Origin of the sequence: Sinomonas terrae (assembly GCF_022539255.1) — a bacterium.
Classification (GTDB): Bacteria; Actinomycetota; Actinomycetes; order Actinomycetales; family Micrococcaceae; genus Sinomonas; species Sinomonas terrae.
Genome location: NZ_JAKZBV010000001.1, coordinates 4,129,821 through 4,154,454, shown reverse-complemented (window position 1 = coordinate 4,154,454; position 24,634 = coordinate 4,129,821). Strand labels below are relative to the sequence as shown.

At 66.1% G+C, this 24,634-nt stretch carries 31 protein-coding genes and 1 tRNA gene; 29 read left to right on the top strand and 3 right to left on the bottom strand.

Annotated features, from left to right (window positions below; genetic code table 11):
* Positions 1-76 precede the first annotated feature (76 nt).
* The 11 genes from L0M17_RS19250 to L0M17_RS19205 all read left to right on the top strand — a co-directional run bounded on the left by L0M17_RS19250 (position 77) and on the right by L0M17_RS19205 (position 6,549).
* The gene (locus tag L0M17_RS19250) at positions 77-337 is read left to right on the top strand and encodes a hypothetical protein (protein ID WP_241055993.1); all 261 of its coding nucleotides are present in this window, start codon (positions 77-79) and stop codon (positions 335-337) included.
* 62 nt (positions 338-399) lie between these two features.
* The gene (locus tag L0M17_RS19245; protein WP_241055992.1) at positions 400-1,089 is read left to right on the top strand and encodes a hypothetical protein; all 690 of its coding nucleotides are present in this window, start codon (positions 400-402) and stop codon (positions 1,087-1,089) included.
* A gap of 59 nt (positions 1,090-1,148) precedes the next feature.
* Positions 1,149-1,724 (top strand): RES family NAD+ phosphorylase, encoded by a 576-nt coding sequence (locus tag L0M17_RS19240; RefSeq protein WP_241055991.1) that lies wholly within the window; start codon positions 1,149-1,151, stop codon positions 1,722-1,724.
* 452 nt (positions 1,725-2,176) lie between these two features.
* Complete coding sequence (locus tag L0M17_RS23010; RefSeq protein ID WP_372498045.1) at positions 2,177-2,767, top strand: toll/interleukin-1 receptor domain-containing protein; 591 nt, start codon at positions 2,177-2,179, stop codon at positions 2,765-2,767.
* Complete coding sequence (locus tag L0M17_RS19235; protein WP_241055990.1) at positions 2,748-2,912, top strand: hypothetical protein; 165 nt, start codon at positions 2,748-2,750, stop codon at positions 2,910-2,912. The genes L0M17_RS23010 and L0M17_RS19235 overlap by 20 nt, the downstream gene beginning before the upstream one ends.
* 710 nt (positions 2,913-3,622) lie before the next feature.
* Entirely contained in the window at positions 3,623-4,000 is a 378-nt protein-coding gene (locus L0M17_RS19230; RefSeq protein ID WP_241055989.1) for a hypothetical protein, read from the top strand.
* Between the two features lie 98 nt (positions 4,001-4,098).
* A complete protein-coding gene (locus tag L0M17_RS19225; protein WP_241055988.1) occupies positions 4,099-4,296 on the top strand; it encodes a hypothetical protein in 198 nt (65 codons plus the stop codon).
* 53 nt (positions 4,297-4,349) lie between these two features.
* A complete protein-coding gene (locus L0M17_RS19220) occupies positions 4,350-4,877 on the top strand; it encodes a hypothetical protein (protein ID WP_241055987.1) in 528 nt (175 codons plus the stop codon).
* A gap of 136 nt (positions 4,878-5,013) precedes the next feature.
* A complete protein-coding gene (locus tag L0M17_RS19215) occupies positions 5,014-5,337 on the top strand; it encodes a hypothetical protein (RefSeq protein WP_241055986.1) in 324 nt (107 codons plus the stop codon).
* A gap of 485 nt (positions 5,338-5,822) precedes the next feature.
* Positions 5,823-6,077: a VOC family protein gene (locus L0M17_RS19210; RefSeq protein WP_241055985.1), complete on the top strand. Its 255-nt coding sequence runs from the start codon at positions 5,823-5,825 to the stop codon at positions 6,075-6,077.
* Between the two features lie 157 nt (positions 6,078-6,234).
* Positions 6,235-6,549, top strand: a complete 315-nt coding sequence (locus L0M17_RS19205; protein ID WP_241055984.1) for a hypothetical protein — start codon at positions 6,235-6,237, stop codon at positions 6,547-6,549.
* Positions 6,550-7,861: 1,312 nt separating this feature from the next.
* Here the strand turns inward: L0M17_RS19205 and L0M17_RS19200 are convergent.
* From L0M17_RS19200 to L0M17_RS19190, 3 genes are all read right to left on the bottom strand, one after another.
* On the bottom strand, positions 7,862-8,242 hold the full coding sequence (locus L0M17_RS19200; protein WP_241055983.1) for a hypothetical protein: 381 nt from the start codon (positions 8,240-8,242) through the stop codon (positions 7,862-7,864).
* A gap of 32 nt (positions 8,243-8,274) precedes the next feature.
* The gene (locus tag L0M17_RS19195; RefSeq protein ID WP_241056512.1) at positions 8,275-9,927 is read right to left on the bottom strand and encodes an ATP-dependent nuclease; all 1,653 of its coding nucleotides are present in this window, start codon (positions 9,925-9,927) and stop codon (positions 8,275-8,277) included.
* Between the two features lie 711 nt (positions 9,928-10,638).
* Positions 10,639-10,737 (bottom strand) — tRNA-OTHER (locus tag L0M17_RS19190).
* Between the two features lie 867 nt (positions 10,738-11,604).
* Here L0M17_RS19190 and L0M17_RS19185 point away from each other — a divergent pair.
* The 18 genes from L0M17_RS19185 to L0M17_RS19100 all read left to right on the top strand — a co-directional run bounded on the left by L0M17_RS19185 (position 11,605) and on the right by L0M17_RS19100 (position 24,607).
* The gene (locus L0M17_RS19185; protein ID WP_241055982.1) at positions 11,605-12,357 is read left to right on the top strand and encodes an AfsR/SARP family transcriptional regulator; all 753 of its coding nucleotides are present in this window, start codon (positions 11,605-11,607) and stop codon (positions 12,355-12,357) included.
* A gap of 728 nt (positions 12,358-13,085) precedes the next feature.
* On the top strand, positions 13,086-13,277 hold the full coding sequence (locus L0M17_RS19180) for a hypothetical protein (protein ID WP_241055981.1): 192 nt from the start codon (positions 13,086-13,088) through the stop codon (positions 13,275-13,277).
* A gap of 560 nt (positions 13,278-13,837) precedes the next feature.
* The gene (locus L0M17_RS19175; RefSeq protein ID WP_241055980.1) at positions 13,838-13,996 is read left to right on the top strand and encodes a hypothetical protein; all 159 of its coding nucleotides are present in this window, start codon (positions 13,838-13,840) and stop codon (positions 13,994-13,996) included.
* 152 nt (positions 13,997-14,148) lie between these two features.
* The gene (locus L0M17_RS19170; protein ID WP_241055979.1) at positions 14,149-15,492 is read left to right on the top strand and encodes a hypothetical protein; all 1,344 of its coding nucleotides are present in this window, start codon (positions 14,149-14,151) and stop codon (positions 15,490-15,492) included.
* 61 nt (positions 15,493-15,553) lie between these two features.
* Positions 15,554-15,745: a hypothetical protein gene (locus L0M17_RS19165; protein ID WP_241055978.1), complete on the top strand. Its 192-nt coding sequence runs from the start codon at positions 15,554-15,556 to the stop codon at positions 15,743-15,745.
* A gap of 69 nt (positions 15,746-15,814) precedes the next feature.
* Positions 15,815-16,006 (top strand): hypothetical protein, encoded by a 192-nt coding sequence (locus L0M17_RS19160; protein ID WP_241055977.1) that lies wholly within the window; start codon positions 15,815-15,817, stop codon positions 16,004-16,006.
* 139 nt (positions 16,007-16,145) lie between these two features.
* Positions 16,146-16,337, top strand: a complete 192-nt coding sequence (locus tag L0M17_RS19155) for a hypothetical protein (RefSeq protein ID WP_241055976.1) — start codon at positions 16,146-16,148, stop codon at positions 16,335-16,337.
* Between the two features lie 305 nt (positions 16,338-16,642).
* Positions 16,643-16,984: a YciI family protein gene (locus L0M17_RS19150; RefSeq protein ID WP_241055975.1), complete on the top strand. Its 342-nt coding sequence runs from the start codon at positions 16,643-16,645 to the stop codon at positions 16,982-16,984.
* Between the two features lie 462 nt (positions 16,985-17,446).
* Complete coding sequence (locus L0M17_RS19145; RefSeq protein ID WP_241055974.1) at positions 17,447-17,923, top strand: Asp23/Gls24 family envelope stress response protein; 477 nt, start codon at positions 17,447-17,449, stop codon at positions 17,921-17,923.
* Positions 17,920-18,111 carry a hypothetical protein gene (locus tag L0M17_RS19140; protein ID WP_241055973.1) on the top strand — a complete coding sequence of 64 codons (192 nt, stop codon included), beginning with the start codon at positions 17,920-17,922 and terminating at the stop codon, positions 18,109-18,111. The genes L0M17_RS19145 and L0M17_RS19140 overlap by 4 nt, the downstream gene beginning before the upstream one ends.
* Positions 18,108-18,485 carry a hypothetical protein gene (locus L0M17_RS19135; RefSeq protein WP_241055972.1) on the top strand — a complete coding sequence of 126 codons (378 nt, stop codon included), beginning with the start codon at positions 18,108-18,110 and terminating at the stop codon, positions 18,483-18,485. Before L0M17_RS19140 ends, L0M17_RS19135 begins: the two co-directional genes overlap by 4 nt.
* Complete coding sequence (locus L0M17_RS19130) at positions 18,482-19,150, top strand: DUF6286 domain-containing protein (protein WP_241055971.1); 669 nt, start codon at positions 18,482-18,484, stop codon at positions 19,148-19,150. Before L0M17_RS19135 ends, L0M17_RS19130 begins: the two co-directional genes overlap by 4 nt.
* Positions 19,147-19,782 carry a hypothetical protein gene (locus tag L0M17_RS19125; protein WP_241055970.1) on the top strand — a complete coding sequence of 212 codons (636 nt, stop codon included), beginning with the start codon at positions 19,147-19,149 and terminating at the stop codon, positions 19,780-19,782. Before L0M17_RS19130 ends, L0M17_RS19125 begins: the two co-directional genes overlap by 4 nt.
* A 164-nt stretch (positions 19,783-19,946) precedes the next feature.
* Positions 19,947-21,233 (top strand): ABC transporter substrate-binding protein, encoded by a 1,287-nt coding sequence (locus L0M17_RS19120; protein ID WP_241055969.1) that lies wholly within the window; start codon positions 19,947-19,949, stop codon positions 21,231-21,233.
* A gap of 84 nt (positions 21,234-21,317) precedes the next feature.
* Positions 21,318-22,325 carry a carbohydrate ABC transporter permease gene (locus tag L0M17_RS19115; protein ID WP_372498044.1) on the top strand — a complete coding sequence of 336 codons (1,008 nt, stop codon included), beginning with the start codon at positions 21,318-21,320 and terminating at the stop codon, positions 22,323-22,325.
* Positions 22,326-22,329: 4 nt separating this feature from the next.
* Positions 22,330-23,217, top strand: a complete 888-nt coding sequence (locus tag L0M17_RS19110) for a carbohydrate ABC transporter permease (protein ID WP_241055968.1) — start codon at positions 22,330-22,332, stop codon at positions 23,215-23,217.
* Between the two features lie 80 nt (positions 23,218-23,297).
* Entirely contained in the window at positions 23,298-23,495 is a 198-nt protein-coding gene (locus tag L0M17_RS19105) for a hypothetical protein (RefSeq protein ID WP_241055967.1), read from the top strand.
* 101 nt (positions 23,496-23,596) lie between these two features.
* Positions 23,597-24,607 carry a LacI family DNA-binding transcriptional regulator gene (locus L0M17_RS19100; protein ID WP_241055966.1) on the top strand — a complete coding sequence of 337 codons (1,011 nt, stop codon included), beginning with the start codon at positions 23,597-23,599 and terminating at the stop codon, positions 24,605-24,607.
* Positions 24,608-24,634: the final 27 nt, after the last annotated feature.

Here is a 24,634-nt window from a genome sequence, read left to right as displayed (position 1 = left end):
TGGCCGTCCACGGGGAAAACCAACTGGCCGTTGACACGCTTGCTACGAAGGAAGCCGCACCATCAACATCATCGACATGATCGACAGCCCGAACTTCAACCCGGCCACGAACCAGTCGCGCGGGGAATGGTCTCTTCGGGCGACAGTCAGCACCCGGGGTGTCTCGCTGGACCCGATCTGGAACAAGCCGCGCTGCCTCCTGCACGGCGCCATGAACTGCGTCAATGCCGAGCGCACCATCTGGCGCTGCCTGGCCTGCGGGCGCTCGTGCTACGACCTCGACCACCATGCCCCCACTCACCGGGTGGCAGCAGCACGCCCGGCCCTATCCGATTGATGAAAATGACACTATGATCGGAGTGTAAAAAACGTCAGGAAACACGAGAAGGAGGGTCGACCATGACCGCTGCGGAGCACCCGAGCCCGGCCCAGCTGCAACTGCTCAAGGAGCTGGACGACCTTCACGTCGCTCCTGAAGCCGTCCTCGATACGCTTCATGCCTTCGCAGCCACCAGGACACACCTGGCCCCTCTGGGCTTCGAGCCTGCCGCCCGTGCAGCCCACGACGCGGCAAAGGCAACGGTCCTTGACCCTGATGCACTCAACAGCCTGGCAAGCACCGTGTGGGAAGGCGTCCACGCCCTCGGAGCAGCCATGGCCACGAGTCCGGTTGCGGTCTCCCCGCAGACGGCCCGGCGCCTCCAGGCTGCCGAGAACATCTGGCGCAGCATCGACAAGGAATTCGGCATGCTTACCAGCATCCAGGTCGCTGAGCTTCTGGGATCGAGGAAGCCAAACCGCTCCATCGCCTCCACGCTGCGCAGCGAAGGCAGCATCGTCGGCGTGATGCGGGCGAACTCCTACCGGTTCCCCGGATTCCAGTTCGACGCCGAAAAAGGCGCCGTCGTGCCGGTCATGCCCAAGCTCATCGCCCTTGCCCGGGAGAATGGTCGCTCGGACGAGGACCTGGTGTTCTGGCTGACCTCGCCGAGCAGTTTCTTCCACGAGCAGGACCGGCCCGTCGACCACCTCGGCGAAGAAGACCGGGTGCTGGCTGCGGCCAAGGATCAGTTCGAGGGTACTTGGTGACCGCTGGCGGCCCGGTGACACCGGATCCGCCAGTGCCCTTCCGGCCCCGGACCATCGTCATGCCGGCCACAACCGGCATGTACCGTCTGCACGACAACCGGTTCAGGACGAACGAGTTCAACCCCGGACCCAAGGGCGCAGGAAGGTTCCACTTCTTCGGCACACCTGCCGTTCCGGTGCTCTATACCGCCGCTACCGAGGCGGCTGCCGTCGCGGAAACCCTGCTGCGGAACATTCCGGTCGCCGGAGGAGTCATCTCCTACGGCGACTACCAGAGCAAGGTCATGGCCGCCCTGGAGATCAAGCGGGAAGTGCGCCTGGCGTCGTTCCTGGGCACCGACCTGCGGGCGTTGAAGGTGGGTCCCGAGCAGCTGACGACAACACCTGGTCAGAACTACCCGCAGACCCGCAAATGGGCAGAGGCCGCGCACGCCGCCGGCTTCGACGGGATCGCCTGGATGTCCCGACAGGACAACAGCGATCGGGCCTACATGTTCTTCGGTGACCGTGTGACCGAGGGCGACTTTGAGGTCGTGCCCGGTAGTGGCCGGATCTTCGCCGTAGGCCCGGACCTGGACTGGCTGACCGACTTCTGCGCACCCCTGCATATCGAGGTGCTGCCCGGTTCCGCCTAACGCGGGCAGCCAGTCCAGGCGGTCGTCGTTCACCGACCTCCCGTCCCCGCAACACCCAAGAAGCCCTGCCGGGCCCCGCCGGCGGGGCATCTCCTTTCTTGGAACTGCTCGGGCACAGGCCAGGCAGGGCAAGACTGTGGCCGGGGACTCCGGTGAACAAAGGAATTCACGGACTCCGAAAGCTGGGGCCCTCAAACGTCCAATAAGCAAGCTCTGGCGCGCGGCACCGTTCGTTCGCCTCCGTCACGTAAACTCCGACCCGCGACGGAGACTTCTGAGACCGCCTTCCGAGACCCGTTCAGCGACGCATGGCCGGTGAACGAGGCTCGGCTCATCTAGGAGATGTCTGTGAGACAGCGAGAACCGCTCGGCCGTGTGGATACTCCAGACCGAGGCCGAGGCCGAAGTCGCGTCCACCCAGCCGGAAGGCTCCGAGTGGATAGGATCGGGCCATGAGTAGGTGCACAGCCCCCTCGCGTGGCCACCGAACGGCAGCTGGAGCGGCGGCCTGCCCCGTGCACGGCGGCAGAGGCTCTGGATACTCGTCCAGGTCCTACTACTCGCCGCCGGCCTACACGCCGCGACGCAGCAGCGGGAGTTCGAGCGGTGGCGGCGGATCAGTCAGCGGCAGAACGCGGCCGAGCTGGTCGCCGAGCAACTCAGCCGTCACCTACACCGCTGACCAAGTGCGGGCCCTGACCCCTCTTCGCCGCACGGCAGAGTCAAGAGCATGCCAAGAGCCTGCCCTTCGGGACGTCTTTCTCTGCCACGCATGGGATGACCGGCGCGGTGCCGCCACGGAACTACATGAGCTCCTTACAGCCGAAAGGGTGTCTGTCTGGTTCAGCGAGAAGGACATTGTCCTTGGCCAACCGTTCCTGCGAGAGATCGACAGAGGCCTGGCGAAGTCGCGTACGGGTCTTGTGCTGGTCACCCCGGCGCTCCCTAAGCGCGTCGACAACCCGCGGGGTCTCGGGCAAGGAGCTTTCGGCACTCCTTGCGCGGGACCTGCTGATCCCTGTCGTGCACAAGACGACCTATGACGAACTTCGGATGGTCAGCCCCTTGCTCGGTTCCCGAAACGGGTTGGACACGGCGGAAGATTCGATGGCCATCATTGCCACCAAGATCGCTGAGATGGTCACCATCGAGGATGACCTTATCGCGTCGTCGATAGGGACGGATTGAGCGGGCGCTCTGCGGACCATCGTTGACAGGTCCAACTCCGCGACCTGAGCCCACCGGGGGTAGTCGAGCAAGCCCTGGCGCCGTCGATGACGTCACAAACGGAGCCGACCACGTCACTTCGAGACGGCCCAGTTTTGTCCATTGGGACGGGAGACTGCTCGTCGCCGAGCAGAACCGTTTTCCTACGGCTGCGCTGACGACCGGCGGACGGGGGTCTGCCTCGTCGCGCGGGCCGCGTCATCAAGGCTACGGTCCTGCTCATGAGTGTTCATTTGCGGCACAGGCGCAGCCGACGCAGAGCGTCTGGTTCGAAGCGGCACGACAGGACCTACAACTTGAAGATCAGCGAGGAAGAGCACGCCGCCCTGTGGAACGAGGTCCGTGCAGCACGACTGAGGCTGAAGCACGACAAGAAGTCCGGGCGCGGGACCCCACCCCGGGTGAGGGTACTGGCAGCGATGAATCTGTCGGCGGTCGAGAGGCGGTACAGGGTCCTGCAGACGGAAGCAGGCCATAGCGCTCATAGCCTCGTCGACACTCCGGGTGTCGGGGCACGGAACTTGGCCCAGGGAACAGAGCCGGCGGCGGCTGCGGTGGAGCCATCAGAGGAAGGCAGAGATCTGCCATCGCAGCCTGCATCCAGCGCTCCGGTTGTCCCACCGGTGGCGCCCTCCTCAGTCGAGGCCAGCGACGCTGAGCATTCCGGTTACGTGACCCTCTACCTGGCGAAAGATCTGAACCGCTGGCTGGCAGAGCATCACTGGGCTTCCGGCCTCTCGTACCAAGACATCGTGCTGGACGCCGTCAACTGGGCGGCCGCGGGAGACCGGCTCACCGAGATCTTCTCGCCCGACAGCAGCACTGTCCCGCTCAACGACATCTTCGCCCGGCCGCGTGTTCCCTCCCGACCATCCCTGGGTCCGGCCGAAGCCGAGACCCGTGCAGTACGGTTCCACAGGAACCACATGAAGGTAATTGACAGACTCGCCGGCACTTGGACGGGTGGCAACAGGAACGCACTCCTCGTCGACGCCCTCACGGCCTATCGCGAGGCCCATCGTGGGCATGACGGTCAGGGCTCGGTGTGACGGGGGCCGGTCATCCGCGAGCGGCACCAGATCCGCGGGCTTCGCGCAGTGCCGAGAGGAGATGCTGTGCGTTGGTTGGGAATTGGAGCAGGTAGCCCGTGTCCCCACCCAGTGAGTCATACTCTGCCTTCGAGATCAGCACCGCGGAGCCATGCTTCGAGACGACCGTTCTCGGTGCGGTCGAGGTTGACCCGCTGAATCAGCCGGGCCAGCTCTCAGCGGGCCTCGCCAGCTGTGACGGCCATGACTGCATCCTCGGCGATGCCGGGCCGGCCGAGATGTCGGCCCTTAACTGATGGTTGCCCCCGCTGCCATGATGTCGCCAGATGCAGAAAGGGAGATGATGCCGATGTCGGCTGGCAAGGAGCGGTCCCTGGCCTCCCGAGAACGAACCGCACTGCGGATACGCCGCAACAACCGGGCAGCCAGGCTGCGAGTCACCCTGGACGGGGCTCTGGGACGCGAGACCCCGCCCGCTGTCGTGCAGCTGTCGCAGATGCCCCTGCCGCTGCTGCCGTCGGCCGGTGACGAGCGGTCCCCAGCCTCAAGGGAGCAGACCGCGCTACGGATACGCCACGGTATCCGCATGGCCCAGCTGAGGGTCGCCCTGGACGAGGTCCGGGGGCGTGAGACCCCACCCGCGGTCGTGCAGCTGTCGCAGCTGCCCATGCCCCCGCTGCCGTCACCGCTGGACGCCCTCAAGTCCCCGGACGGGAAGCTCCGGAGGGACCCGGCATCACGCAGAGAAGCTGCGCTCTACCTGCGCCGCTCGATCCGGGCCGCGCAACTGAGGGTCGCCCTCGACGAGAAACGCGGCCGGCCAACTCCCGAGGTCGTGAAAAGACTGGCTCGGTTGAAGCTGCCGCCACTTGCGTAGCCGCCCCGGCCTGCGTCATTCCGAGGGCAGCCGCGGCGCTACGGCCGCTCCTCTTCGACGGCGACCAGGAAGAGACCATGGACGGCGCCGCGAAGGGGCACGCAGAATGGGACCAGCAGAAGACGGAGGAACCCTGATGGCCGACGAGACTGGCACCACGCCCAAGAAGGTGCCCACCGGCCGGGTCGTGTCCAAGCGGGAAGCGAATCGTATCGCCGCTGCGAAGGCCTACGTTGCGGCCATGAAGAAGGCCGGGCAGGAAGTCCCTGAGTCGGTCAGGAAGCTGGCCAAGGTGGACGACGAGACCGGCACCATCCCCAGGAAGGTGCCCACTAGCCGGGTCGTGACCAAGAAGGCCGCGAACCGTGCCGCGGCGGCAAAGGTCTACGTCGTCGCCATGAAGAAGGCCGGGGAGGAAGCCCCAGAGTGGGTCAGGGAGCCGGCCACGCGACCCAGCTGATGAGAGTGAGCTCATCAACCCAAGTGCAGAGAGGGGCGAGCCAATGGCTGCTGGCGAGTCATCCCAGATCTCCAGAGAAAAGACCGCTCAACGGATCAGGCGAGGTATCAGGGCGGCCCAGCTGCGGGTCGTCTTGGACGAGGTGCTTGGACGTCCGACGCCAGAAGCCGTGGTACGACTGGCGCAGCTGCGCATGCCGTCACCCATTGATGCCCTCAGGTCCCCGGACGGAAAGCTCCCGAAGGATCCAGCCTCGCGCAGAGAAGTGGCCCGCTATATACGCCGAGGAATCCGAGCCGCGCAACTGAGGGTTGCCCTGGACGAAGCCCGTGGCCGCCTGACCCCCGAGGCCGTGAAGAGACTGGCCCAGATGAAGCTTCCATCGCCGAAGTAGAGGCGGAAACACGATCCCTCCCCCAAAACCGGTATTCCAGCCCCACCTGTAGACTTGACCTGAACCAAAGTTGAGCATGTTGGGGGAATCCATGCGCATCTGCTCTGTCGAATTCGAGACAGAATACCTCCTGCGCGCGGAGGCGTTCTACGGTTCGGTCCTCGGGCTTCCCACGGTTCGCCAGGACGGCACTCTGACCGTTCGGGCGGGCTCGTCGCTCCTGACCCTGCACGAAGGTCCGGCCGGCCCGGGCGCGCAGCATCTCGCTTTCACGATCCCTCGGCTAATGTTCGAGAGCGCGAAGGAATGGATCAGCCAGCGGGTAGCCTCTGCTGCGCGACGCTGATGGCCGGGATGAATTCGAAACGGCGCCGCACTGGAACGCCCACTCCCTCTACTTTTCGGACCCGGATGGCAACATCCTCGAATTCATCATCCGGAGGGACATCCGCGATGACCGGACCGAGCCGTTCGCCGCCGAGCACATCCAATGCATCAGCGAAGTGGGCATCGCGGTCGAGGACGTTCCCGGAGTCGCAGCCTCGATGGAATCGGCGTTCGGCGTCGGCGCTTACGGCAGCGGAGTGCCGACCTTCCAACCTGTCGGAGACGTCGATGGGCTCCTCATCCTCGTGAGCCCCGGCCGGCATTGGTTCCCGACCGCCACACCGAGCGCGGCACGCCGCCTCGCAGTGCACATCGACAGCATGACGGCGGGTGCTCTGGAACCTGGCCCCGGAATCACGATTCATTCGACTGCCGCCAGCAACGATTCCGGGTGTCTGCCTGCTGACGCCGTCAGGCCGCCCGATAGCTGATCCGCTCAAGTCCGCAAGCCGCCGCGGTCCGAAGGCGTAGTGTCAGTCCCGAATGCGAAAATGACGTGACGAGTGGAACTGGTATCGATATGGACCTGCACACCTCTCGCCCTTCAGTGTTTCTCGACCGGTGGGTCTGGATTCGCCTAGCGCGAGCGGCCAACGGGGTCCCGAAGGACCGCAGTGACTCAGCCGTGTTGGAATTGGTGCGCGAGGCGGCCGACGCTGGTGTCGCTTTCCCTCTCACGTCGGTCTACTACATCGAGAGTCTCACCACGCATAGCGCCCGCCAGCGGTTGGACCTTGCTCGGACCATCGCGTCGATAACGAATTGCAGCACGCTGCGCCCGCGCCGTGACCTCGTGCGACACCAGATGCTGAACGCCATGCACGTTCACTTCGGGCGACCAGGATTTCGCCCAGCGCCGCCAGAACCACTGGGCGTCGGGGTCTTCTGGGCAATGCTCGGCCGCCAAGTGCCCGTCGTCGTCGACGGGCGCGAGGGCCCTGTGGACCCGGCAACGCTTCCAGGCGGCGTGGGGCTACTCAGGCAGATGGCCCAGGCTGCGGAGGTGCACTTCCTCGCCCGAGAAGGAGTCCACCAGCCGGCTTGTGTCTAAGAAGACCGCGAACGGTGCTGCGGCCGCCAAGGCCTACATCGCAGCGATGAAGAAGGCTGGGGAGGAAGTCCCCGAAAGGATCACGGAGCTGGCCAAGCGGCCCAGCTGACGAGAGCCACCCCCAGCTGGCTCCTCTGGAACAGGACGAACCCAAGTGCAGGGAAGGAGCGAACCAATGGCCGCTGGCGAGGCATCCCGGATCTCGAGGGAACAGACAGCCCGACGGATTCGGCGCGGTATCCGGGCAGCCCAGCTGCGGGTCGCCCTGGACGAGGCCCGGGGACGTCAGACACCAGAAGCGGTAGTGCGGCTGGCACAGCTGCCCATGCCGCCGCTGCCATCGCCCTTGGACGCTCTCAGATCCCCGGACGGGAAGCAGCGGACGGATCCAGCATCACGGAGAGAAGTGGCCCGCTACCTGCGCCGTGGGATCCGGGCCGCACAACTGAGGGTCGTCCTGGACGCCGAACTCGGCCGGCCGACCCCTGAGGCGGTGAAGAGACTGGCCCAAATGAAGCTTCCGACACTGGAATAGTCTTCCGATTCGTTCAAGAAATCCCTCAGGTGCCGGCGTCCCACTGATCCGGGGAGGGCAGGCAAGCGTCACCCTTCAGTGCTAGGCGGAAGATCGACCACTGGAGGTGTGGCTGATCCTGGCCATCGGGGAGGCGCGAACGGGGAGCGTCTGCGCGTCACCCCTCGTAGGCGTCTTCCATCAGGGCCTTGGCTGCCGCGGCGGTGTCCTGGAAGCGGTCCTCGCGGATGGCCTTCAGCGGCGTCCCGTAGTACAGGCGCGGGTTCACGGACGTGGCCCAGGCCTGGGCGACCTTGCGCCCCTCGGCGGCCTCGACCTCGTGGAGCAGGTCGTAGGCGAAGCGGAGGCGCTGCTGGGCGGCCTGGGTGGGCTCGAGGTCCCCGCGGGCCCACTCGCGCGCCTGCCCCGGGTCCTTCACCCCGGCCATCGATGCGGCGAGCTCAGAGCCGAGCAGGTCGCAGAGCCCCTGGGCGACCACGGCAATGTCCGGGTAGACCGAGCCCGCCGGGTGCCGCGGGCCTTCTGGTGTAATCGCCATATCGGTGCCCATTCCTCAGTGCGAGATGTCTCTCAGCCGTGGGTTGCGTTGATGGCTTTGGCCAGCTGCTCGAAGTTGGCCAGTGTGGTCTGCGAGAGCTTCTCAACCTTGGACGGGTCACGGAGCAGGACCTCAGCTGGTCGCCAGTGGTCGAACTTCCCGTCCAGTTTCTCCAACCGCAGCACGAGCCGATCAGGATTGTCGGGCAAGTCGCCGACCTTGTGCTTCTTGCCGAACGCCTCGTTGTACAGTCCGAGGTAGTCGCCCGCGGTGAACAGGTCCTCGATGTCGCTGTGCCTCTGTTCGAGGACCGACCCGACGAAGACAACCCGCTTCGCGGCGATTTTGTTCGCCTTCATCGCGGCTTCGACCTTCCCGCTGCCCTCGGTGCCCGAGTCAAGCAGCACCGTCACGGACACCTTCTGCCCGAGTAGCGAGACGAAGGCGGGCACGTTCGACGCCCCACCGGCGGGGAGAATCCGCCAGCGCTCGTCGACGCCATCGCGGCCCTGGGCGCGGAGGTAACGGCCGATCACATCGAGGTACGCCCGGTCTGAGGGGCCCTCGACGAGGAGGTTTCGCTCCCCGATGAAGAGGTTTTGCGACAGGTCATAGCCGAGCGGTGCCTGAAGGGGGAACGCGCTGTCCTCACCGACCTCCAGCGCGTCCGACGAGGTAACCGAGCCGATGTCGTGGCCTCGGTCCTCGACGACTCGGACCCGCTCGATCTGCTCGACCATGAACGGCGAGTGCGTCGTGTAAAGAACCTGCCCGACAGGGGCCAGTCGCTTGTTGATGAAGCGCAGGAAGTCGCGCTGTGCCTTCGCGTGCAGCGTCAACGCCGGTTCGTCGAGCAGGATCACCACGTCATCGCGATCCTCGAACTCGCTAAAGGCCGCGAGGAAGGAGAAGAACCACTGGTAGCCGGAGGACCGGAGCGAGAAATTGTTCGTGAAGTCATGCTTCCGGTCCTCGACCCGGAAGTTGAGGTGGCGCACCACACTCGTCTGGCCGTTCGGGGCCGTGACGGTCTCCGGCTCGATTTCCACCTTTATCCGCAGCTCAGGGTTCGTGCTCCAGTACTCGGACATCTCACGGGAAAGGTCACTAGACACCGCCTCAAGCTCAGCCGTTCGCGACTCGAACTCCGCGTCGGTCACCGCGTCGATGTCTGTGTCGGCCAGTCGAAGCAGGGCGCGCGCGGTCTGCTTCGACGAGGCACCGGGCTGCTCGTCGGCTTGGGTGCGCAAGCTTGAGACGTCCGCACGGCCTTCGAGGTTCTGGTACGAAGCGAAGCGGAAGAACTTTGGCATTCTCTTCAGCACGACCCCCCTCGCGATCGCGCCCAGGTCCTCCTTATCGCCCACATGTGACGTGATTTTCGCCAGCGCTTCGGCGTTGGCAGCGGCCGAATCTTCTTCTTCAGTGCCTTCCTCAGCCTCCTCAGTCGGTTCGACCGCTGTCAGCGAAGGCATCGGATCCGTTGTAAGAGCTTCTTTGAGCGAGGCGACATTGGCTTGTGCCGCCAGGAGTGTCTCGGCCTCCGGGTGGCCCTCGAGAACGTTCTGAAGGAACCTGCGCTCGTTGACCGACACACGGATCCAGCAACAGCCGTTGTAGCGCCGGCCGATGGTGACCTTTCTCTCGGTCGTGACGCCATCGCCTAGGGTGACCTCGCAGGGCATCGAGGTCACCCTCGTCAAGCTCGAACGTCGCCTCGATCGGCGTGACAACAGAGAGATCCTCCTTCCGCCCGTCCCGCTTCCAGCGCCACCGAGGGTAGTCGTCCCGTTCGATGAACTCGTCTCCGTAGACCGGGTTCAGCCGGTAGAGGGCGTCCAGCATCGTCGACTTGCCCGACTCGTTCATCCCGACCAGCGTCGTGACGTCCGATTCCACCGACACTTCCGTCGAATCCAAACACGTTCTTGTACCGGCGGACCCGGAACGACGTCAGCTTCATCGTGCACCCCCTGTGTACCTCGCTCTGCTCGATCAGCGTACGGTAAGGCACCGACAGAGATTGCGCACGGCGCCCTCCGTGCTGGAGCCGTGGATGAGGGCCGCCGCTCGTTCCAATGGTCACGGCGATCCACACGGCCCAACTAAACGTCCCGATCCGTCGGTGACAGCAGGTCCAGAGCGGGTCCCCATGCAAGGAGCCGTTGCTCCTCAAACCTGATCATGGCGTCGAGCCCGTGGTCCCAGAACTGAGCCACGCCCCCGCGCAGGAGCGGGTGGTCGCGGCCCGCGACAACATCCGCCGTCGGTGAAGGCGCAACAGAATGACGAGAGGATCCGGGACGGCCGGCCAATCCGGTAGCCCACCTGCGACATTAGGCTCACTCAACGCTTCAAGGGCGTTCAGAACGCCTGGCTTCCTTCATTCCTCTCAGTGGAGGCAAGGGGACTCGAACCCCTAACCCCCTGCCTGCAAAGCAGCGGTGGCGCAGCAGTCTCCAGGCGGATGCGCACGATCTTCGACTCCTGCCCCCGCCAGAGACTGTCCCGGACCCCGCATCTATCCCGCAGATTCAATGACAGCGGCCAAAAGCGGGTGACAGCAGAAGGCAGCCCTGACCTGCGGCGATCGAAGATACTGGTAGCCCGCAGAAACCCCCGAAAGTGCCTTACGCTTACTCGAAAGGTCACCGGATCGACGCCGGTCGGAGCCACATCGGAAATCCCGCACCACGAGGTGCGGGATTTCGTGTTTTCCAGGCCAGGGGCGGGTTACTCGGCCGTTCCGGGCTTGACGGGGGTTGCCTCTTCTGAGGACGGCCTGGACGTCGGCGGCTGAGGCTCCGGCGTCGAAGAGGATAGTCGATCGGCGAGATCCCGGCCTCCTGGGAGGGGCGTCTGATCTCGCGGGCGGGGGTGTGCCCGCGCGGTCGCCGGTCGGACCGAGGCTGCGACCGCGGTCCAGTGGCGTCCGTGCCACTGGCTCAGCGTCATGGTCCCGCCCCGGTTCTTCCCTGCCATGGCCTTGGCGAGTTCCTTCTTCGCCTCTGCGAGGGCGCGCCCGCGTCATGGCTGGCGTCCGACGGCGCGTGGGAGCCTGGAGAACTGACAGTCACCCCCGATCCAAAGACAGTTGTCAAGAGCGTGAGCGATTGGCTTGGGGCCCGGAACGCGAGTGGCCTCGCACAAGGGGACAGCGAGCCCGCGCGTGACCGGTGACTTCACGGTCCCGGTAGCTCGCTGGAAGTTCCGCAAGATCTCCTGTCACTGCGAATAAATCTATTGACTGGATTATCTCCGGGTTGTCATGCTTGTTTCGTTCAGCAGGCGTGGATCGCGGGGGTCGTCGCCGAGTCGAGGCCCCTCCGCGGGGTCTCGCTTCTCGACGGAGGGTCTCGCCCATGGAATGGGAACTGCGCCTTTTGGGGTGCTGGCAGCTCCTGTGCAACGGCCAGGCGACTGCGGTGGGAGCCCGCCAGCAGCGCCTCATCGCCGCTCTGGCCCTCGTGGGCCAGCGCTCCCGAAGCTATCTTGCCGGCCTCCTCTGGCCGGAGAGTCCCGAGCGCCAGGCTTCGGGCAGCCTGCGGGCCACGTTGTTCAAGGTCCGCCACCAGCTACCCGGCCTTCTGGACGATGGGATTGATCCGGTGTCGCTGTCCACCGAGGTCGCGGTGGACGTTCAAGCACTGCGACGGAGCGCGGAGGCGGCGCGAACAGGCACCGGCATCGGCGCTGGAATCGCCGAGAAGCTCTTTTCGGCCGAACTCCTCCCCGGCTGGTACGACGATTGGGTCGTTTTCCAGCAGGAGCGGTTGCGCGAAGTGCGCATCTCCGCCCTGGAGGCGATCGCGCGCCACCACCTTGGGACCGACGATCCGGCCGCGGCCGTGGCTGCAGCGATGCACGCCGCTGCTATAGAACCCCTGCGCGAATCGGCGCACGCGCTGATGATCCGCGGTCAGATCCATGCGGGCAACGCGGCTGGCGCCCACCGCACGCTCGAAGACTTCCGCCGACGGCTGCGCGACGAAATGGGCCTTGAGCCCTCGCGGCGGCTCGAGGCGGCGATCGGCGGGAACGCGGGCGACGAATTGGGTCTCCCCGGCCCGCTCGCCGCGAAGAACCGCACGCCTGTGCTTGCCGCACAGTCCTGACGGCCGAAGGAGACGTGAGGAATGGCAGGTCGTTCGGAGTGGAAGCGGTCGCGACCGCCGTCGCGACGAGCGGAGGCGATGGGTGCTCGGGTACCGCGAGCAGCCTCAGACGGTCCGGGTGGCAATGCGGCAGCGGTCGCCGAGAACGTCGCTGCCGCCTGATCGAGCTGCGCCGGCCGCTCCTCATCGGCCGTCTCAGTGCAGATCCTCACAGGACCGAGGGCCGCTGCGGCCGTCGTCATCGGAGGCTCGCAAGGAGGGCTCTCCGCCGCGGCGAGCGCCAGAATCCAGCCGATAGGTCAAGAACTCGGCCTCCAGCTCGTGGCGGCTCCAACGCCGCGCCTGAACACACTGGCGAGGTGAGGCAGGATGCGGACGACGCCGCGGATCGCGCCGAGGCCGCAATTGCGGCAGACGCCCAAGCATTCCCCGCTTCTGCCCGCATCGACATTGAGACGGCTGGCTGAGCCGGGCGTCAACTCGCCCCTGCCAGGGCCCCCGTCAGCAGCCTCAAAGGTTGCCGACGGGGGGCCCTTCTCCTCCCGCACTGCCCGCCTCCACGCCCCTCGCGCCGCTCTTTCGGGGCATCCAGCGGCAACGTTTTCCCACGTCAGAGCGATAACACGCCAATAACTCCGGAATAACAATCCATTCGATGTAATAACTCTAGCGATTGACCCAATCGCGACACCGATTCAGATCACCACTACTACAAGGAGTTGAGTCCCATGACGAAGCTGACCATGACCGACCTTGCCGCTGAGACCGTCGAGTTGCTCCCGAGCCGCGAGACCCTCGTGTTCGACCTGAACTGGACGGGCATCCTCGCCTCGAACAGCTCGGTCGCCCTCAACGCCGTGACGCTCGGCTCGGTCGCCAACAGCGCAGCCGGCCAGTTCATCACGGTCACGCAGGGCTGACCCTGCCCCGCCTGTCCGGGGCGGCCGGCCGCCGCAGGCCGCCCCGGACCCACGGCCCCAACGCCGCTTCCCTCCCCTCTCCGCCATCGGTCAGCTTCTGAAACAACAGGAGGCGTGTCATGAAGCGGATTGCGTTAGTGCACAGCCGACGGGAACGTCAGCCGCCCACTGGGATCCTCCCGTCAGTACCACCCGAGCGGGAATCGGTCCGTGACGACTGCCCGGTGTGCGGAGCCCCTATTGGATTCCCTGGCAGCGCAGCTTGCTGGGGGACCGGTCCGGAAGCACGACCAGCGGCTGCGGCTCCCCTCGCATCGAGATACTCCGCAGGGACGGGCACTTTGGCTCCCCCACCACGAGAACCGGAGGGAGACATGGCCTCGGAGCTGCACGGTTCTGGAGCGGGGCACCGGTCGCAAGCAGTCCCGGCACCCGCGAGCTGAGTCATTAAACGTATCCACATCGGATAGAGAGAGCAGTGGAGAGTGATCGAATTGTGCGACCTTTCAGACCTGTACTGCGGACAGAAGGCCGAGTGCGACAGTGGCTTTGGTGGCCGCATGAGCGGGACAGTCGAGCACGTGTCCCTCAGTACGGGATGGGTGACCCTCAAGCTCAGCGGTCTGCACCCCCAGCCAGGCTCGGACGGATCGAGCGGAATCACAGAAGAGGCCACCCACAGGACCCTCAGAGCAGCAGGGCTCACGCCGCTCGACTGAATATCGCCACAGCAGATCAACACGGGGCGGCCGGCCACCGCAGGGGCCCCGGACCCACGGCCCCAACGCCGTCTCCCTCCGCTCTCCCCATCGCCGCGACCAGCGGCCTCCACCCACCACCCCACCATCCAAGAACGCCAGGAGCAACGAACATGTCGCAGGACCTTGCCGCACCGCCGCAGCGCTGGGAGCGCACGGCCGGGCTGGAGCTTCTCGGACTCGTCTCGGGCTCGGGCCTCAACCACGTGACGTACCTCGTCCGCCGCTCGGACGGGCAGGTAGTCCAGCTCGGCGAACTCCTCCATCTCATCATCACCGAGGCTGCCCTCCCGCTTCCCTCAGAGGAACTCGCACGCCGTGTGAGCGCCGGCTTCGGCCGGGAGCTCGATGTCGAGGGACTCACACTGCTCGCGGAGAAGAAGCTCGAGCCGCTCGGTCTCCTCCAGCATCCTGAGGCCCGCGTCGCCACGCCGGTTCCCAAGGCCACGCCCCTCCTCGCCCTCAGCGCGAAGACGACGCTCCTGCCGCGCAGCGCCGTCGCCCGTCTCTCGGTTCTGCTCAAGCCCCTGTATACGGCGCCGGTGGTCGTCTTCGCGTGCCTCGCGCTCGTCGGGCTAGATCTGCTCCTGTTCGTCAGGTCCAACGCCGCCGCCGCACTCAACGACGTGCTCCTCACGCCCGGGCTGCTCCTGAGCCTGTTCGCGCTCATGAGCGTCGGCGCCCTCGTGCACGAGGTGGGCCATGCGACGGCCTGCCGATATGGCGGGGCGAGGCCAGGGGTCATCGGGGTCGGCCTATATATCATCTTCCCGGCCTTCTACACGGACGTGACCGATTCGTATCGTCTGAGCCGCGGCGGCCGCATCCGGACCGACTTGGGCGGCCTCTACTTCCATCTGTGGTGGGTCCTCGGCGCCGGCCTCGGCTATCTTGCGACGGGCAGTCCCCTGCTGCTTCTGCTCGTCATCATGACCCAGCTCCAGATGGCGCAGCAGCTCCCGCCCGCCATCCGACTGGACGGATACTTCGTCCTCGCGGACCTCGCCGGGGTCCCGGACCTGTTCGCCCGCGTCGGGCCCGTGCTGCGCAGCCTCGTCCCGGGTCGGGGCATCGACCGCCGTGTGAGCGAGCTCAGGCCGCTGTCGCGATGGATCGTCACCTCGTGGGTGCTCGTCGTCGTCCCGTTCCTCGCCGGCGTCGTGGTGTGGCTCGCTCTGAGCCTGCCCTATATCCTCTCGTCCGCTCTCACAGCCGTGGCCGCCCACGCCAGGAACCTCTCGATCGCCCTCGCCACGGGCCAGCCTCTCGAAGCCGCCCTCTCGGTGCTCGCGATCACCCTCATCGCGCTTCCGGCCGTCGGATCAGTGCTGATCCTGGCCCAGGCGTTTGGGACCGTCGGACGCGCCGCCATCCGGCGCCTCACCCCTCGCGCGCCGCGCCCTCTGCCACGGCACGCGATCCCCTCCCGCAGACTCCGGATCGGCCGACACAGCTGAACCGGGCACCAGCTCTCAGGAGCTGAGAGCCACGACCCACCGCTGAAAGGGGGTGAACATCATGCAGAAGCTCACCAAGGCCGAACTTGCCGCTGAGACCGTCGAGCTGCTCCCGGGCCGCGAGACCCTCTTCTGGGACCAGAACGTCGCCGGCATCCTGGCCTCGAACGCCTCGTACGCGGTCAACGCCGCGACCGTCCTCTCGGCCGCGAACAGCGTTGCCCTCCAAGGCGTCTCCGTCACCCAGTTCTGACCCTGCACCGACACGCACCCGGCGTCGACCACCACGTCGGCGTCGGGTGCCACAACCCAGGAGGACACCATGCAGGCACCGCTTGCCGAAGACATCGCCGCCGAGCACGCCGAGCTGCTACCGCAACGCGACACGATGCTCTTCGACATCAACGTCGCACCGGTCGTCGCCGTCAACCTTGCCATCGCGGTCAATGCCGCGACGATCGGGTCTACGGCGAACGCCAGCGCACTCCAGCTCGTCGGCGTGCTCCAGCACTAGCCGAGAGCGCGGACCGGGAACCAGCGCTCCGCGGCAGGGAAACCCCGCCCTGCGCCCTGGACCGGTCCGAACTTCGAACCAGAACCACCCAACCATCCGGCACCGCCTCCACGGCGCCACCATCAAGGAGTCGACCATCATGACCAAGCTCACCATCACCGAACTGTCCGCCGAGACCGTCGAGCTGCTCCCCAGCCGCGAGACTCTCCTGTGGGACATGAACACCGCCCTCATCGCAGCCCAGAACGCCTCCTACGCGGTGAACGCGGGAACGGTCTTCTCGGCAGCGAACAGCACCGCCGTCCAGAGCATCTCCGTCACACAGTTCTGACCGGCCCGCAAGACCCCGGCGCCTTCCTCTCCCACACGGCGCCGGACAGCGAGGAGGGAGGCCCGGCCACACCGAGCCTCCCTCCTCCGCTGGGTGACGATGTGGCGACGCAGACGCAAGCAGCGTCGGGCAAAAGGCCCTGGTGCCGGCCGCCCGATCGTAGGGCGTCCGGCCGCCGGTACAGGCCCTCCGGGCTACGCCTTCGGCACGCTCACGATGGGAACCTTGTGACGGTGCGCCGCTTCGGCGACGATGGGTCCGATCCTTGACCCAGTCATCCCTGAGGCAGGAAGAAGGAGTCGACGATGACGAAGTACCTGATTTCGTTCCCGAGCGGCGCTATGGACGTTGCCGCCGAGGATATGCAAGCAGTTTCGGATGCAGCGCACGCGGTTGTGGCAGAGGCGAAGGATGCGGGCGTCTGGGTGTTCGGCGGTGGAATCGACGAGAGCATTCTGCCCGTTCGGGTCGATGGGGATGGTGCGGTCACTGAGGGGACATATCCGCAGACGAAGCAGATCGAAGGCGGTTACGCAATACTGGAGCTGCCCTCCCGCAAGGCGGCATTCGAATGGGCTGCGAAAATTGCGGCGGCCTGCCGGTGCGCCCAGGAGGTGCGGGCATTCATGTATGACCCAGCCAGCTGAAGAGTCTGACGGCGCGGGGTGCAAGGACAACGAGGACAAGCCTTCGCTGTGAATCGCAGCGCTATTTGGCCTGCTCTTCCCGGCAGTTATTGGCCGATGAGTGGTGCTCCGCTGCGGAGGGTGAGGGCGAAGTTGGGCACGATCGTCCCGAGGAACCGACGAGCAGGATCGTCTGGATGAGCCCGCCTTCTCCGTTGTCGGCCAGCCCGACGACCCAGAGCACGCGTGTGAAAAGGAGAATGGCGAGATGCCGTGGGCGATTCCAAGGGATCGCTCGTCCAAGGCAGTCTCTTGGGCGAGATCGTCCTGCTGTTCGGCCAGGGAGCCACAGCGAAAACCCGAGAGATCGGGAAACCCCCGAGAAATCGGGGGTTTCGTGTTTTAAGGCGTTCGTGTTTTATGCCGTACTAAGGTGGGATCAGGGCTCACTGAACTGGCAAGGGAGACGGCGAGGGGAACGGCATGGAGCAATATCCTGAGGTGCGACCGGGCCCGCCCGCGTACGCAGTCGATCCTCCCGAGCCTGGTGGCCGGACGATTATCCAAGAGCAGGCCGTGGCGAAGGTCGCGGCGGCGGCCGCACGATCCGTCCTCGGCGTGCACTCGCTTGGCACCGCTCCCTCCCGGGCCCTCGGCGCGATCCGGGACGCGGTCGGCGCGGATCACGCGGGGGGCGTGCGTGCGGAGGTCGGCGAGACCCAGGCCGCCGTGGACGTGACGCTCGTCGCGAAGTATGGGATTCCGCTGCAGAAGCTCGCCGACGATGTGCGCGCCGCTGTCTACCGGGCCGTCGAAGAGCTCACCGGCCTGACGGTCATCGAGGTCAACGTGGAGATCGCCGACGTCTTCATCGGCGAAAGCAGGCCGGGCGATGCGCGCCAGCCGGAGCCACCTGTGGCGCCGCGCTCGGCCGGTCCGGCCGGAATCGAGGTGCTGTGAATCTCACCGTGATTGGCATCGCCATAGGTGCCTTTGTCGCCTTCATGTCCTTCCAGTTCGGGGCGTGGGGCTTCATCGGGTCCCTCATCTTCATGGCCATCGGGGCGGTCCTCGGCCGGGTCCTCGAGGGCAAAGTCGATCTGCGCCGCGTCTGGGATGCGCTGAGCGGAAGGCGCTCGTCGTCGTGAGCGAAGCCGCCCCAGCGGCTCGCGTGCTCGTGGGCCACAACCGCGTAAGCACCCAGGCCCTCACGAGCCTCGCGCAGGCCGCGGCCGCGGAGCAGTTCGGTGTGCGGCCGGGTGAGGTGCGGGCGTCGTGGACGGACGACGCCGGGCTGCTGGCTCTGCGGATCGTCTCGCCCATTGCGGTGCCCGATCTCGGAGCCATCTCGGGACCCGAGGATGTCTCGGCAGCCGGCGGGAGTGTCTGGGATCGGGCGACGGCGGCGAAGGCGGCGATTCTGCACCATGTATCTGGGTTGAGCGGCGCGCAACTCAGCAGAGTGGACATCCGCATCGCAGGAGTCCGGCCGCCGTTCGGCCAGAAGGCGCGGGTCGTATGAGCGTGGACGCTCCGGGCACTGCGCACGACGGCGACCACGCCCCGCCGCCCCATGACCAAGGGGCAATCGCGGAGCCGGGAAGCATGCGCCCGAACCACCGGCTCGATCGTGCCGTCCGGAGGGAAACGGGCTCGGGGCGAGTGCTCGCGTCCGCGATCGTGGCCCTTGTCGTCACGCTGCTGTGCGTCTACGCCCTTCTCGAATCGACGCTTCAAGCCATCAATCAGCCAGCTTGGATCATCGATCCTGAAAGCGCCGCCCGCTTCGTCTCCGGCCTCCCGGAGGACGCCGATCGGAACATCCTCGGACTGCTCGGTCTCGTGATCGCGGTAGTCGGGCTCATCTTCGTGCTCGTCGCACTTCTTCGCGGCCGCTCCGGCCGCCGGTCCCTGCCCGGCCAGCGGGTCGCCGTCGTCCTCGATGACGAGGTGCTCGCCTCGGCGCTCGCCCGCCGTGCTCGGAGCGCGGCAACGGTGCGTCCGGAGCAAGTCAACGTGGTGCTTTCCCGCAACGAGGCAATCGTCAACGTACGGCCGACCTCGGGGATCCCGGTCAGCGCGGAGGCTGTCCTCGCCGCAGTGGAGGATGAGCTCCGACGCCTGCGGCCCCATCCGTACCCGCTCCTCCGGGTGCGCGTCGCGGGCACGGGGGTGGTCGGCGCATGAACGGAACGCCGCGATTGCTCAACCGCATCCTCATCCTCCTGTTCGGGCTGCTTGTCCTCACGGTCGGCGTCCTCATGCTCATGCTTGCGGCCGTGCCAGCGGTCGCGGAGTGGTGGACGGAGTGGGCGCCCTCGGCTTCACTGAGGGCGGGTCGGGCGTTCGCGTCCACACTCATTCCAGGCACGAACGTCAGCTGGCTCTGGCTGCTCGCAATGGCCCTGCTCGTGCTGATCATCCTGGGGATGATCGGCTGGATGGCGCTCCAAGGGACTGGCCGCCGGGACCTCATCGCCTGGTCGAACCGGAAGGCGGAGCAAGGCGTTCCGGAGACAGGTGAGGCCCCGGGGCAGGTGTCCATCGCGGCGTCGGCGGCTGATCAGGCCCTTCGCGCGGCCCTCGCCCTTCGCAAGGACCTCCTGAGCACCTCCGTGGCCGCCGTCGAATTCGAGGGAAAGGTCGCGTTGCGCGTGCGGGTCGTCGCCAGACAGGGGGCGGACCCTCACTCGATCACTGCCGAAGTCGAGCGGCTCGTGGGCGGGATGGACCTGCTCTTCGGGCATCCTTGCCCCGTCCTGCTGCACATTGCGTCGGGCCCGCGCGCGCGTTTCAGCCGCGCCGAACGCGTCCGCTGACACTGCCGAGAACGCCCGCTTTTCAAGTCTTACGCACGTTTGATCACAGAATGGAAAAGTCGTGCGTAAGCGCTTGCACACAGCTCTTGCGCAGCCTAGGGTGAACTGCGTCACACACCCCCGGGGGCGGCGAAAGACTGCCCCGACAGACAAGGGAGTCGAGCATGAGAAAGACGTTCTCCAAGTACGCAGTGCCGTTGGCAACGGCCAGCGTGCTGGCCCTGGCACTCTCTGCCTGCGGCGGGAGTTCGGGCGGCGGAGGCAACAACGCCGCCACGCAGAACACCGACGGCCGGGGCCCGATCACCTACGTTCAGGGCAAGGACAACTCGAACGTAGTCCGCCCGCTCGTCGACAAGTGGAACGCGGCGCACCCGAACGAGCAGGTCACCTTCAAAGAGCAGTCGGACCAGGCGGACCAGCAGCACGACGATCTCGTCCAGCACTTCCAGGCGCAGGATTCCAACTATGACGTCGTCGACGTCGACGTCGTCTGGACGGCGGAGTTCGCGGCCAAGGGCTGGCTTCAGCCGCTCACAGGGTCCATGGCCTTCGACACCTCGCAGATGCTGCCGGCCACGGTCAAGACCGCGACCTACAACAACACGCTCTACGCGGCCCCGCAGACCTCCGACGGCGGCCTGCTCTACTACCGCAAGGACCTCGTCCCGAACCCGCCCAAGACATGGGCAGAGATGATGTCGGACTGCTCGATCGCGAAGCAGCACAACATCGGCTGCTACGCGGGCCAGTTCGCCCAGTACGAGGGCCTGACCGTGAACGCGGCTGAGGCGATCAACTCCGCCGGAGGCCAGATCGTGGACTCGTCGGGCAAGGCCAACGTGAACACCCCGCAGGCGAAGACTGGCCTCAACAACCTCGTCCAGGCCTACAAGGACGGCAACATCCCGCAGCAGGCCATCACCTATCAGGAAGAGCAGGGACGGCAGGCGTTCGAGGCCGGCCAGCTCCTGTTCCTGCGCAACTGGCCATACGTCTACAACCTGGCCAAGACTGACGGGACATCCGTGGTCAAGGACACCTTCGGCGTCGCTCCTCTTCCGGGCGCGACCGACGGCCAGCCAGGCGCCTCCTCGCTGGGTGGCCACAACGTCGCCATGAGCGTCTACTCGAAGCACAAGGCCACGGCTCTTGACTTCATGAAGTTCATGACGAGCTCGGAGACCGAGCAGTTCTACGCGACGCAGGGCTCTCTTGCACCGGTCCTCTCCAGCCTGTACACCAACCCCACCCTTACGGCGAAGCTTCCGTACCTGCCGACCCTGCTGACCTCGATCCAGAACGCGGTGCCGCGCCCCGTCACCCCGTACTACCCGGCGGTCACCAAGGCGATCCAGGACAACGCTTACGCAGCACTCAAGGGCGACAAGTCGGTTGACCAGGCCTTGAGCGACATGCAATCCGCACTCCAAGCGGCCGGAGCCAAATAGCCGCTGAGTGTTCCAGGGCGGTCCGGCGCCGGCTCGGTGCCGGACCGCCTTTGTCCCGGCCCCAGGGGGAGAAAAGGAGTCACCATGTCCACTGAGGTTCCGGCGAGGTCTCGGGCCAAGGCAGCCCCGAAGTCGTCGCGTCAAATGCCGGGGAGGGAGAGTGCCGACCGCAAACAGGTCACGCAAGGCCGCTGGGCGTCGGTCCTCCTGCTCCCCACACTGATCCTGCTCGCAGTCGTCATCATCTACCCGGTCGTCAACGCGATCGTCATGTCGTTCCAGAACGACGCCGGCCTCTCGTCGTCGGGCTTCTTCGTCCAAGGCGGCTTTGCCGGCGTCGACAACTACGTGCACTGGCTCGCCCAGCAGTGCAACGGCGTCTCCTGCCCGCCAGGTACCCTCGGCTCGCAGTTCTGGGGAGCAATGGGGACGACCTTCCTCTTTACGGCCATCACGGTCGTGCTTGAGACAGTCCTCGGTTTCTGGATGGCTGTGATCATGGCGCGCAGCTTCCGTGGCCGCAGCGTCATCCGGGCTGCTGTCCTCGTGCCGTGGGCCATCCCGACGGCCGTCACCGCGAAGCTCTGGTTCTTCATCTTCGCGTTCCAAGGCATCGCGAACACGCTCTTCAATACGCACATCCTGTGGACAGGGTCGGAGTGGCCGGCACGGTGGGCGATCATCATCTCCGACACGTGGAAGACGACGCCGTTCATGGCGCTGCTCATCCTCGCGGGTCTGCAGCTCATTCCGGATGAGGTCTACGAAGCGGCGAAGGTCGACGGCGCGAACGCCTGGCAGCGCTTCACCCAGATCACCCTGCCGCTCGTGCGCCCGGCGCTCATGGTCGCGATCCTGTTCCGCGTCCTCGACGCGCTCCGCATGTACGACCTGCCGGCCATCATGACCCAGGGCGCCAACAACACGACGACCCTCTCGATCCTCGTGGTCGACCAGATCCGCCAGGGCTTCAACAGCGCCGCGGCCCTCTCGACGATCACGTTCCTCGTGATCTTCATCGTCGCGTTCATCTTCGTCCGCTTCCTCGGCGCAAACGCCGTCGGCGCGGCGACCTCCTCGGGAAAGAAGTGACGAAATGAGCGCAACAACCGCCACCACGTCGCGGACCGTCTCTGTCCCCGAGCGCCGTCGGAAGGGGTACGACTGGGGCCTGACCCGGACGTACATCGCCGCCGTCGTCATCCTTGTGTGGTGCCTCGCACCGTTCTACTGGATGATCGTCACGGCCTTCCGCAACGTCGGCTACACGTTCGACCCGACGTTCTTCTTCACGCACGTCACGTTGGACAACTTCCGCACGGTGTTCGACACGAGCCTGGGCAACCACTTCGCCCAGAACCTGCTCAACAGCCTCATCGTCGCGGGCGTGACCACGGTCGTAGCCCTCATTGTCGGCGTCTTCGCTGCCTATGCCCTCGCGCGCCTGAACTTCCGGTTCAAGTTCGCTGTCATGGGATTCATCCTCGGGGCGTCGATGTTCCCGGGCGTCGCGCTCGTCACGCCGCTGTTCCAGCTCTTCACGAACATCGGCTGGATGGGCACGTACCAGGCGATGATCATCCCGGACATCTCCTTCGCCCTCCCGCTGACCGTCTACACCCTCACCGCGTTCTTCCGCGAAATGCCGTGGGAGCTCGAGGAGTCCGCCCGCATTGACGGGTGCACGCAGGGACAGGCTTTCCGCAAGGTCATTCTGCCCCTCGCCGCCCCGGCGACGTTCACCACCGCGATCCTCGCCTTCATCTCGGCCTGGAACGAGTTCCTCATTGCGAGCCAGCTCTCCTCCGACCAGACGAAGCCTGTCACCGTCGCCATCGCGTCCTTCGCCGGATCGCAGCCGCACGTCGAGCCGTACACAGCCGTCATGGCGGCGGGGACCATCGTCACCATCCCGCTCGTCGTGCTCGTGCTCGTGTTCCAGCGCAAGATCGTCGCGGGCCTCACCGCTGGCGCGGTGAAGTGACGGACGATCGGAATCGACCGTGGGATCCTTTCGCGGTCGGAGGAGAGGCATACCGCCGCTCCTCCGGCCCGCGGAAGGCCGTGGTCGAGCAGTTCGAGCTCTTCGTCGGCATTCTGGGCTTCTGGGCGGTGCTCCTCCTCGTCGTCACAGTGTGGCTCGAGGTCACCGGGCAGCCGGCCCTGTGGTGGGCGCTCGGACTGGCTGCCGTGCTCGTAGCAATCGCGGGCGTGTGGGCGCTGAGGCGTAAGGTGCTTCGAGGGCACATCCACGACAACTGAGCCGTAGGCGCATCAGGCGGCACTGAGCCGTAGGCGCGCCAGCCGGCGCTAGCGGTCTGTGCCCTCGCCAGCGTTGGGGCTGGGTGAACCACGGAGGGAACATGGTCGGAATCGAGGACGTGGCTGCTGCGGCTGGGGTGTCCACGGCAACGGTCTCGAGGGCCATCCGCGGGCTTCCCCGGGTATCGCCGCGAACCCGCGCGAAGATCCTGGCGACCGCCAAGGAACTCGGGTATGTTCCGTCGTCGGCCGCCTCACGGCTCGCGAGCGGGAAGACGCACACCATTGGCGTGCTCGCCCCCTACGTCGACCGCTGGTTCTTCGGGAAGGCGATCGCCGGCGTCGACCGCGAGCTGCACGGGCGGGGGTACAACCTCTCGCTCTTCAACCTCGGGGGGCGGACGCAGCCGCGTGAGCGGCTGTTCAGCAAGGCCATGGTGCAGAAGCAGATCGACGCGCTCCTCCTCCTCTGCATGTATCTGCATGAGGAGGAAATCGACGACCTCCATGCGATAGACATGCCGCTCGTCGTCGTCGGCGGCCCTGTTCCGGGCCTTTCCAACGTTGGCATTGACGACTACCAAGCCGCTCGAACCATCACTGAGCACCTCATCGAGCTCGGGCATCGGCACATTGCGCTCCTGCATGGCCAGGACGATTCCGACCTGAACTTCAGTGTCCCTCGGATTCGCGTCGAGGGCTTCCACGATGCCGTTCACCAGTCGGGCCTCGAATTCGACCCCGACACCGCGCTGTTCGGCAACTTCACCGTCGAGAGCGGGGTCGAGGCCATGCGGCGATTCCTGGAGCTCCCCGCCCCGCGGCCAACCGCAATCGTGTGCGCGAGCGACGAGATGGCCCTCGGCGTTCTGTTCGAGGCGCGACGTCACGGTATCCGGATCCCTGAGGAGCTCTCCGTGGTGGGGATCGACGGGCACGAGATGGGCGCTGCCGTCGGACTCACGACCGTGTGGCAGGACCCGACAGCGCAAGCGCGCCGCGGCACGCAGATGCTCCTCGCCGAGCTCGGTGGGGACGAGGGCGCGGTCCACCCCGAGAAGGCTGAGCAGCGGCTGATCGTGCGGGAGTCGACCGCGCCGCCCCGCCGCTGATTCCGTTTCGGGTACGCCAACTCGCGC

Coding starts and splice junctions, on each gene's coding strand:
- L0M17_RS19145 (WP_241055974.1), top strand. CDS start 17,447: ATGGAGCAATATCCTGAGGTGCGACCGGGCCCGCCCGCGTACGCAGTC.
- L0M17_RS19175 (WP_241055980.1), top strand. CDS start 13,838: ATGAGCGGGACAGTCGAGCACGTGTCCCTCAGTACGGGATGGGTGACC.
- L0M17_RS19195 (WP_241056512.1), bottom strand. CDS start 9,927: ATGCCCTGCGAGGTCACCCTAGGCGATGGCGTCACGACCGAGAGAAAG.
- L0M17_RS19115 (WP_372498044.1), top strand. CDS start 21,318: ATGTCCACTGAGGTTCCGGCGAGGTCTCGGGCCAAGGCAGCCCCGAAG.
- L0M17_RS19160 (WP_241055977.1), top strand. CDS start 15,815: ATGCAGGCACCGCTTGCCGAAGACATCGCCGCCGAGCACGCCGAGCTG.
- L0M17_RS19120 (WP_241055969.1), top strand. CDS start 19,947: ATGAGAAAGACGTTCTCCAAGTACGCAGTGCCGTTGGCAACGGCCAGC.
- L0M17_RS19220 (WP_241055987.1), top strand. CDS start 4,350: ATGTCGGCTGGCAAGGAGCGGTCCCTGGCCTCCCGAGAACGAACCGCA.
- L0M17_RS19215 (WP_241055986.1), top strand. CDS start 5,014: ATGGCCGACGAGACTGGCACCACGCCCAAGAAGGTGCCCACCGGCCGG.
- L0M17_RS19240 (WP_241055991.1), top strand. CDS start 1,149: ATGCCGGCCACAACCGGCATGTACCGTCTGCACGACAACCGGTTCAGG.
- L0M17_RS19185 (WP_241055982.1), top strand. CDS start 11,605: ATGGAATGGGAACTGCGCCTTTTGGGGTGCTGGCAGCTCCTGTGCAAC.
- L0M17_RS19110 (WP_241055968.1), top strand. CDS start 22,330: ATGAGCGCAACAACCGCCACCACGTCGCGGACCGTCTCTGTCCCCGAG.
- L0M17_RS19125 (WP_241055970.1), top strand. CDS start 19,147: ATGAACGGAACGCCGCGATTGCTCAACCGCATCCTCATCCTCCTGTTC.
- L0M17_RS19130 (WP_241055971.1), top strand. CDS start 18,482: ATGAGCGTGGACGCTCCGGGCACTGCGCACGACGGCGACCACGCCCCG.
- L0M17_RS19165 (WP_241055978.1), top strand. CDS start 15,554: ATGCAGAAGCTCACCAAGGCCGAACTTGCCGCTGAGACCGTCGAGCTG.
- L0M17_RS23010 (WP_372498045.1), top strand. CDS start 2,177: ATGAGTAGGTGCACAGCCCCCTCGCGTGGCCACCGAACGGCAGCTGGA.
- L0M17_RS19245 (WP_241055992.1), top strand. CDS start 400: ATGACCGCTGCGGAGCACCCGAGCCCGGCCCAGCTGCAACTGCTCAAG.
- L0M17_RS19200 (WP_241055983.1), bottom strand. CDS start 8,242: ATGGCGATTACACCAGAAGGCCCGCGGCACCCGGCGGGCTCGGTCTAC.
- L0M17_RS19100 (WP_241055966.1), top strand. CDS start 23,597: ATGGTCGGAATCGAGGACGTGGCTGCTGCGGCTGGGGTGTCCACGGCA.
- L0M17_RS19155 (WP_241055976.1), top strand. CDS start 16,146: ATGACCAAGCTCACCATCACCGAACTGTCCGCCGAGACCGTCGAGCTG.
- L0M17_RS19150 (WP_241055975.1), top strand. CDS start 16,643: ATGACGAAGTACCTGATTTCGTTCCCGAGCGGCGCTATGGACGTTGCC.
- L0M17_RS19170 (WP_241055979.1), top strand. CDS start 14,149: ATGTCGCAGGACCTTGCCGCACCGCCGCAGCGCTGGGAGCGCACGGCC.
- L0M17_RS19180 (WP_241055981.1), top strand. CDS start 13,086: ATGACGAAGCTGACCATGACCGACCTTGCCGCTGAGACCGTCGAGTTG.
- L0M17_RS19210 (WP_241055985.1), top strand. CDS start 5,823: ATGCGCATCTGCTCTGTCGAATTCGAGACAGAATACCTCCTGCGCGCG.
- L0M17_RS19250 (WP_241055993.1), top strand. CDS start 77: ATGATCGACAGCCCGAACTTCAACCCGGCCACGAACCAGTCGCGCGGG.